Source organism: Mycobacterium sp. (genome assembly GCF_025965855.1).
GTDB lineage: Bacteria > Actinomycetota > Actinomycetes > Mycobacteriales > Mycobacteriaceae > Mycobacterium.
The window spans coordinates 1-7630 of the sequence record NZ_JAOPWB010000085.1; the positions used below are offsets into that span (position 1 = coordinate 1).

Below are 7630 nucleotides of genomic sequence, written 5' to 3' on the forward strand. Positions count from 1 at the left end.
GCCAGGATCAGCGCCGACGACCCGGCCATCGACAGACCGACCGCCGCGTTGTTGGTCGACCGGACCTGCTTGTTGGCCGACAGGTACGCCGGCAGCTCGCTGGTCAGGAAGGTTTCCCACTTGTAGGTGGTGCAGCCGGCCTTACCGCAGGCGGGCTTGTACCAGTCGGAGTAGAAGCTGGACTGCCCACCGACCGGCATGACCACGGCGATGCCCGACTGGTTGTACCACTCGAACGCCGGGGTGTTGATGTCCCAGCCGTTGAAGTCATCCTGCGCGCGCATGCCGTCGAGCAGGTAAAGCGCGGGCGCGTTGGCGCCACCGCTTTGGAACTGAATCTTGATGTCACGGCCCATGGCGGCCGAGGGAACCTGCAGGTACTCCACCGGCAGCCCCGGGCGCGAGAACGCCCCGGCGGTCGCGGAGCCCCCCACGGCGCCAATCAGACCCGAGAACAGGGCCGCGCCAACGGCCCCCACCACGAGCCGCCGTGGCATGCGAGCCACCGCGCCGCGAAACCTGTCGACAAGCGTCATCCTTGCTTCCTCATCCTTTCGGCGCGCCCTTCATCCAGACGCATCCTCGAATTGGGTCGGACTGCATGCGCGTCGGCGCAGCAGTGCCCGTGTAGTCAACCACACCTTCGGTCATCCCCTCTCGTCGAGCGGGTCAGGCAAACCGTCATTCCGCCCTTTTTTCCAACGATCTTCGGGCCGGACACGAACGCGGAAAATCGCGTTTCCGCATGTGCTTGACCTCCGCGGATCAGTGGTGAGAGCACAGATGTGAAGTTGCTGGCAATGTAAGGGAGTCCCACCGGCGGAGCCAGATTCAAGATCTGCCGAAAAAAATCCGGCTCGAGCGCCTCATTCGCGGGGAGGCGGCGGGATCGCCTCCGGAACCGGTAGCCCACACCTGGCGAGCTCGTAGAGCGGAACACGATCGATGCGGTACTTGGTGAACTCGAAGGCGTGCACGACGTTGGAGATGAAGCGATGCAAGGTCATTGGGGCTCGCACCGAGCTCAGCACCGCTTTGGTCTCGGGGCATTGCAAGGCCGCCACCGCCTGGGCGACCCAATTCTCGTCCAGGTAGCCCGGAATCCCCGGATGTAGCTTCACCCACGGGCCATCGGCGATCACCCAGTCGGGGAAGAGGTTCTTGTCGTGCCCGATGCGGCCGTGTTGCAGCCGTTCCGTGTGCTGGGCGACCGGATTTGCCAAACCGATCTGGTCGATCACCCTGACATCGAGCCCGACGTTCATACCCACCATGCCCAGGTTGGTGAAAAACACGGTGTGCTGCGGCTTCTGCGGTGCCTTGTCGTTCGGGGTGCTTCCCCGCGACGGCTGCGCCATCGGCACCAGGTCCCACTGGATGTAGTTGCCGGACGGCAGCAACAACGCCCCCTCCGGAGTGTTGTCGAGCGCCTTCAGGACGGCGGCCATCCTCGGGTAGTCCAGGTAGTCGGCGGCCGTCAGCGGATGCGCGTGCCCGGTGGCCTGCGAGTAGAAGCGGCGCTCGTCGACGATTCCCGAGTAGGTGACGTGGGTGGCGTCGTCGCCCATTCCGGGTGAGTTTGCTGCCCACACCGACCAGCCCGCAATCCCCAGCCACAGCACGCCGGCGGCACCGGCCGCCCAGTAGCCTGTCTCACGCGAATAGTCCTGCCCGTCGGGAAGGGCAACCGGGATGACGGCCACCGGTGCCAGCAAACAAAATAGCGGCGTCAGCAACACCCGCGCGTGCATGAAATCGCCGCCCTGCCGGATCCAATAGAGCCCCTGCAGCAGACCGCTCACGACGACGAAAGCGACCACCGCAGGGGGGCTCTGCACCGCCCGGGCCAGGCGCCCGTAATCGGGCGACAACACGGGGCGAAGGAACGCCCGGCGTCGCCGGGCGACCACCAAGATCACGCCCAGAGGCACCAGCAGCACCACCGGCACCCACACGGCGTAGGGCGCGTTGAAATTCGCGAGATAGATCATCCCCTGCGACCACTTGTCGCCGGCCGCGTCCTTAGCCAGAGCCGTCCCGGGCACCAGCAGGCTGTAGTAGCCCATCCGGAAGATTTCGTAGGCGACTGGCAGGAACCCGCCGACCACCACGACCAGCACGCGGCGCCGCCAGCTGCCGGCGGCGATAAGCATCATGATCAGCGCCAGCCCGCCCATCAACGCCAGCTCCGGCCGGACGAGAACACTGAAGCCGGCGACGAACGCCAGCGCGCCGATGAAAAACGGGCCACCCGCACGTCCACGCACCGGCTGGGCCCAGCAAACCATCATCCACCACAGCAAGCCGAGATAGGCCAGCGTCAGGCCGCTCTCCAGGCCGGAAGTAGCAAAGTCACGTGCCGGCGGCAACGCGATGTAGACCAGCGCCCCGGCGGGCAACATGATCGCCCTGCGGCCGCGCAGGCTGGGCGCGTACAACCGGCCGGCGCCCAACATCAACAGCGCCACCCCGAGCACCGAAAGGACCATGGCCAGCGCCAACGCCACGTATTCCATGCGCAGCGGCCCGCCGACCCAGCTTCCGGCGTACATCAGGTACGTCCAGGCGGTCGACGTGTTCGCCTCGACCCGCTCGCCCTGGTTGAAGACCGGCCCGTTGCCGGCCAGCAAATTGCGCACCGTGCGCAGCACGATGAGCCCGTCGTCGGCGATCCAGCGTCTTTGCCACGCGCCCCACCCGAACAGGACGGCGACCACCGCGACACTGATCCACAGGCTCACCCGCACCGCGGTGTCGTACGGAAACAGCGCCCGACCGGCCCGCCTGACCACCGGACGGCGACGAAACATCCCCGCTCTAAGGGCCTCCAGCTGCGGGCTAGCCGAAGGCAACGGCGGCCCCGACCGTCACAATCCAGGCCAGCGCCAAGAACTGCAGCACCCGGTCACGCAGCGCGATGTCCTCGGGCTCCCCGGCCAGCCCGCCGTCGACGTCGACCGCGTAGCGCAGGATCGCGATGGTGAACGGAACCATCGACACCGCGAACCAGGACCCCGAATGGCCGTCACGCTCGAATGCCCACAGCCCGTAGCACACCACCACCGCGGTGGCCGACATCGTCCAGACGAACCGCAAGTAGGTGCTGGTGTAGCTCTCCAGCGCCTTGCGGATCGCCGCACCGGTGCGTTCGGCGACCTGCAACTCGGCGTAGCGCTTGCCGGCAACCATGAACAGGGACCCGAAGGCGACGAACAACAGAAACCACTGTGACAACGGGATTTTGGTGGCAGCGGCGCCGGCGATGGCTCGGAGCAGATAGGCCGACGACACGATGCAGATGTCCATCACCGCTTGGTGTTTGAGGCCAAAGCAATACCCCAGCTGCATGCCGATGTAGACGGCCATCACCACCGCCAGGTCCGGCGTCAGCCACCAGGAGATCGCAAGCGAGGCCACCCCCAGCACCGCCGCCAGGCTGTAGGCCAGCCACTCGGGCACCACCCCGACCGCGATCGGGCGGTACCTCTTCGTGGGGTGCTCCCGGTCGGCTTCGACGTCGCGCACGTCGTTGATCAGGTATATCGACGAGGCCGCCAGGCTGAACGCCACGAACGCCACGGACACCTTGGTCAGCACCTCGGCGTAGTCGTAGCGGACCGGGCCGCCCAACGCGGCCAGCGGCGCGGCCAGCACGATGACGTTCTTCACCCATTGCCGCGGCCGCATCGCCTTGATAACACCGACGACCAGGTTCGCCGGCGGTCGGGTCACCACGTCTTCACTCATTCGGCCACACCTCTCGCGCTCTTGCGTGCAATCCCCGCGACGGCAGCGCCGAGGGCGACGCCGAAGGCCACGTCGCTGGGATAGTGCACTCCCAGCAGTATCCGCGACATCGCCATCGGCGGGACGAGCAACACGGGCAGCGGCAGCCCGGTCGCGCGGCCGATCAGGATCGCTGCGGCCGTGGTGGACGCGGCGTGCGCCGACGGGAAGCTCAGCCGGCTAGGCGTTCCGACATTCACCGCGACGGCCGGATGGTGCGGCCGCGTGCGCCCCACCATCCGCTTGACCAACACGGCGGCGGCGTGCGCGACGAAGGCGCCGGCCCCGGCCACCAGCCAATCCCGGCGACGCCTCGGCATCAGCACCGCACCCAGCAGCGCCACGGCCAGCCAGCCGATGCTGTGCTCGCCGAAGTGGGACAGCCCTCGCGCCGCGGTCAGCACGCCGGGCCGATCGGCCAGCGCCGACTGAACGGCCACCAACGCGGCCACCTCACCGCGCGGCGCGGCCGATTCAACCATGCTTCGGCTCGCCCGCCGGCAACAACGCGGTCTCCCATTTCTGCTTGCAGGACAGTACGGGCAGCGCCTCCCGGTATACCCGGCGCATCTCGTCGAAGCGGCTCACCAACCGACGCTGACGGCGCAGCGATTTGAGCAACAGCGAGATCATCTTTCGCCGGTCCCGCTGCCGGTAGACCACGCCGCATCCGTCGGCGGTCGTAACCGTCACGCCGTCAACCGTGCACAGCCGGAACCAGCGAGCATCCTGGGTCGGCACGTTGTACTGCGGGCGCGCGTGGGCTTCCGGGTCGGCCACGGTCATGTTGTGCACTATCCCGCGCGCCAGCCGGTAGCTGATGGAAACGGGGTTCACCGGCGGCTTCATGGCCTTGGTCTTGTTCTGCGGCGCCGGCAGCTCGCTCGCCGCCGGCAGCACGACCGCGTCCGGGTACTGCTTGCGGATGCGGTGCACTTCCGGCAGCGCTGATTCCAGGATCGAGAAAATGTGCTCGGGGCCGGCCAGGAAGTCGTCGATGGCCTTATTCTGAATCGCGACCGTCGAGTATTCAAGGCAGGCAAGGTGTTTCAGCGTCGCCTTCAGGTGGCTGCGGACCAACCCGGTCACGTCACCGTCCCAGTGCATCGCCGCGACCACCAGCCGGTTGCGCAGATGGAAGTAGGCCTGCCAGTCGATGGCGTCGTCCTTGTCGCTCCACGCCATGTGCCAAATCGCCGCGCCGGGCAGGGTGACCGTCGGATAGCCTCGCTCGGCGGCCCGCAGGCCGTAGTCGGCGTCGTCCCATTTGATGAACAGCGGCAACGGCTGTCCGAGCTCCTCGGCGACCTGCCGCGGGATCATGCACGTCCACCAGCCGTTGTAGTCGACGTCGATGCGGCGGTGCAGCAGCTTGCTTCGAGCGTTGTCGTCGCTCAACGGATATTCGGCGAAGTCGTGGTCGTACTCGGCGTGCGGCGCGGCGGTCCACATGAAGTTCGACGGGTTCACCACCTCGCCCATGATGTGCAGGTGTGACGGCTCCTGCAGGTTGAGCATCTGGCCGCCCACCAGCATCGGAGTCCTGGCGAAGCGGTGCATCGCCAGCACCCGCAGGATCGAGTCCGGCTCGATGCGAATGTCGTCGTCCATGAACAGGATCTGTTGGCAATCGCTGTTTTTCAGCGCCTCGTACATCACTCGGCTGTAACCGCCGGAACCGCCGAGGTTTGGCTGATCGTGGACGGACAGCCGGTTGCCCAGCCGGGCGGCCGCGGCGGGGAAGTCGGGGTGGTCGCGCACCTTGCGGACGCCCTGGTCGGGCACGATCACCGCCCCAATCACCTCGTCCACCAACGGATCCGCGGTGAGGTCGGCCAGCGCGTTGGCGCAGTCAGCGGGGCGGTTGAACGTCGGGATGCCGACGGCGACGTTGGCGGTGCCCGGTGCGGGCTCGGTTGCATACCAGCCGCCGCTGAGCAGGGTGACGTTGCTGTCGGTCGTGACGTCGAACCAGATCCAGCCGCCGTCCTCGAACGGCTTTAGCGCCACTTCGATTTCGAGCACCTGCGGCTGGTCCTCGGCGCCGGCGAACTGGTGCCCCTCAACGAAGATGCGCGCGCCGGTGGCCTTGCTCCGGTAAACGTCGACGCGGCCGGCGCCGGTCATCTCGACCCGCAACACCACCGACTTGCAGATCGACCAGCGGCGCCAGTAGCTAGCCGGGAACGCGTTGAAGTACGTCGCGAACGACACCTCGGACTCGGCGCCGATCTGCAGCGAGGTGCGCGTCGTCGCATGCGCCCGACGCGCGTTGGTGGTCGACTCCGCGACGTAGAGCTTGCGCACGTCGAGGGGTTCGCCCGGACGCGGCAGGATGATTCGGGAAAGCAGGCTCACTGCGGTCATGCCCGTGCGCCCTCCTCTTCGACCAGTGGGGCGCCGTCACGCAGGTGCGGCGCGAGGGTGTTGTCGTACATGTTCAGCGCGCTGGCAATGGCCATGTGCATATCCAGATATTGGTAGGTGCCCAACCGGCCACCGAACAGGACCTTCGATGACGCGGTCTCGGACTTCGCCCGTTCGCGATAGGCGGCCAACACGGCGCGGTCGGCCTCGGTGTTGATCGGGTAGTAGGGCTCGTCGTCGTCTTCGGCGAAGCGGGAGTACTCGCGCATGATCACCGTCTTGTCGGTCGGATAGTCGCGCTCGGTGTGGAAGTGTCGGAACTCGTGGATGCGGGTGAAGGGCACGTCGGGATCGTTGTAGTTCATCACCGGCGTCCCCTGGAAATCCCCGATCGGCAGCACTTCCACCTCGAAGTCCAGTGTGCGCCAGCCAAGGCGGCCTTCGGCGTAGGCGAAGTAGCGGTCCAGCGGGCCCGTGTACACGACCGGGGCGTCCGGGGACTCCGCGCGCAGTTGGTCGCGGACGTCGAACCAGTCGGTGTTCAGCCTGACCTCGACGCGGTCGTCGGCGGCCATTCGCTCCAGCCACGCCGTGTAGCCGTCGACCGGCAGGCCCTCGTAGGTGTCGCTGAAGTATCGGTTGTCGAAGGTGTAGCGCACCGGAAGCCGATTAATGACGGCGGCGGGCAGCGTGGCGGGGTCGGTCTGCCACTGCTTGGCGGTGTAGCCCTTGACGAACGCCTCGTAGAGCGGCCGGCCGATCAGCGAGATCGCCGTCTCCTCGAGGTTTTGCGCGTCCGCGGTGTTGATCTCGGCGGCCTGCTCGGCGATCAGCCGGCGCGCTTCGTCCGGGGTGAAGTACCTGCCGAAGAACTGCGACACCAGGCCCAGCCCCATCGGGAACTGGTAGGCCTGCCCGTTGTGCATCGCGAACACCCGGTGGCGGTAGTCGGTGAACTCGGTGAACTGGCGCACGTAGTCCCAGACCCTCTTATTAGAGGTGTGAAACAGGTGGGCGCCGTACTTGTGCACCTCGATGCCGGTCTGGGGTTCGGCCTCGGAGTAGGCGTTGCCGCCGATATGCGGGCGCCGATCGAGGACGAGCACGCGCTTCCCGAGTTGGGTAGCCGCGCGCTCGGCAATGGTCAGGCCGAAGAATCCGGAGCCGACGACGAGGAGGTCGAAACTAGCTGTCATCGGTTGCTTAGGGTATCCGACCGCGCGGGCCTAACCCAGTTGGCGAGGCCACGAAGTCGAGGTTGGTCCAGGTAACGATGGCTTTGGGTCGGCTCGAATCCGCGGTCACAGTCGGGGCCACAATTACCTCACGATTCAATATCAGCACTCTAGTCACAACAATCCCACTCGTACCATCGACTGTGTGTGCTTCATGCCGGATTAGGACGGGCAGGAAGCGCCGACAACGAACAGTCCAGATTGAGGAGACTTCCGTGCCGAACCGACGCCGACGCAAGCTT

6 protein-coding genes are annotated in these 7630 nt (G+C 66.5%); all 6 read right to left on the minus strand.

The genetic code is table 11. The annotated features are described in order from the left end of the window. A partial coding sequence (locus JWP83_RS06515) for an alpha/beta hydrolase family protein (protein ID WP_297727473.1) occupies window positions 1–536 on the minus strand: 536 nt, incomplete at its 3' end. Window positions 537–866: 330 nt separating this feature from the next. Continuing rightward, entirely contained in the window at window positions 867–2852 is a 1986-nt protein-coding gene (gene aftB, locus JWP83_RS06520) for a terminal beta-(1->2)-arabinofuranosyltransferase (protein WP_297727476.1), read from the minus strand. Further along, the gene (locus tag JWP83_RS06525) at window positions 2839–3747 is read right to left on the minus strand and encodes a decaprenyl-phosphate phosphoribosyltransferase (protein WP_297727479.1); all 909 of its coding nucleotides are present in this window, start codon (window positions 3745–3747) and stop codon (window positions 2839–2841) included. The genes aftB and JWP83_RS06525 overlap by 14 nt, the downstream gene beginning before the upstream one ends. Further along, on the minus strand, window positions 3744–4268 hold the full coding sequence (locus JWP83_RS06530) for a phosphatase PAP2 family protein (protein ID WP_297727482.1): 525 nt from the start codon (window positions 4266–4268) through the stop codon (window positions 3744–3746). Before JWP83_RS06530 ends, JWP83_RS06525 begins: the two co-directional genes overlap by 4 nt. Then, window positions 4261–6153 (minus strand): glycosyltransferase, encoded by a 1893-nt coding sequence (locus JWP83_RS06535; protein ID WP_297727486.1) that lies wholly within the window; start codon window positions 6151–6153, stop codon window positions 4261–4263. Before JWP83_RS06535 ends, JWP83_RS06530 begins: the two co-directional genes overlap by 8 nt. Further along, window positions 6150–7349, minus strand: coding sequence for a UDP-galactopyranose mutase (gene glf / locus JWP83_RS06540; RefSeq protein ID WP_297727489.1), 1200 nt, complete (start codon window positions 7347–7349; stop codon window positions 6150–6152). Before glf ends, JWP83_RS06535 begins: the two co-directional genes overlap by 4 nt. Window positions 7350–7630 lie beyond the last annotated feature (281 nt).

Bases quoted from the DNA above. Each gene is read 5' to 3' on its own strand.
- JWP83_RS06525 (WP_297727479.1), bottom strand. From the start codon at position 3,747: ATGAGTGAAGACGTGGTGACCCGACCGCCGGCGAACCTGGTCGTCGGT.
- JWP83_RS06530 (WP_297727482.1), bottom strand. From the start codon at position 4,268: ATGGTTGAATCGGCCGCGCCGCGCGGTGAGGTGGCCGCGTTGGTGGCC.
- JWP83_RS06535 (WP_297727486.1), bottom strand. From the start codon at position 6,153: ATGACCGCAGTGAGCCTGCTTTCCCGAATCATCCTGCCGCGTCCGGGC.
- glf (WP_297727489.1), bottom strand. From the start codon at position 7,349: ATGACAGCTAGTTTCGACCTCCTCGTCGTCGGCTCCGGATTCTTCGGC.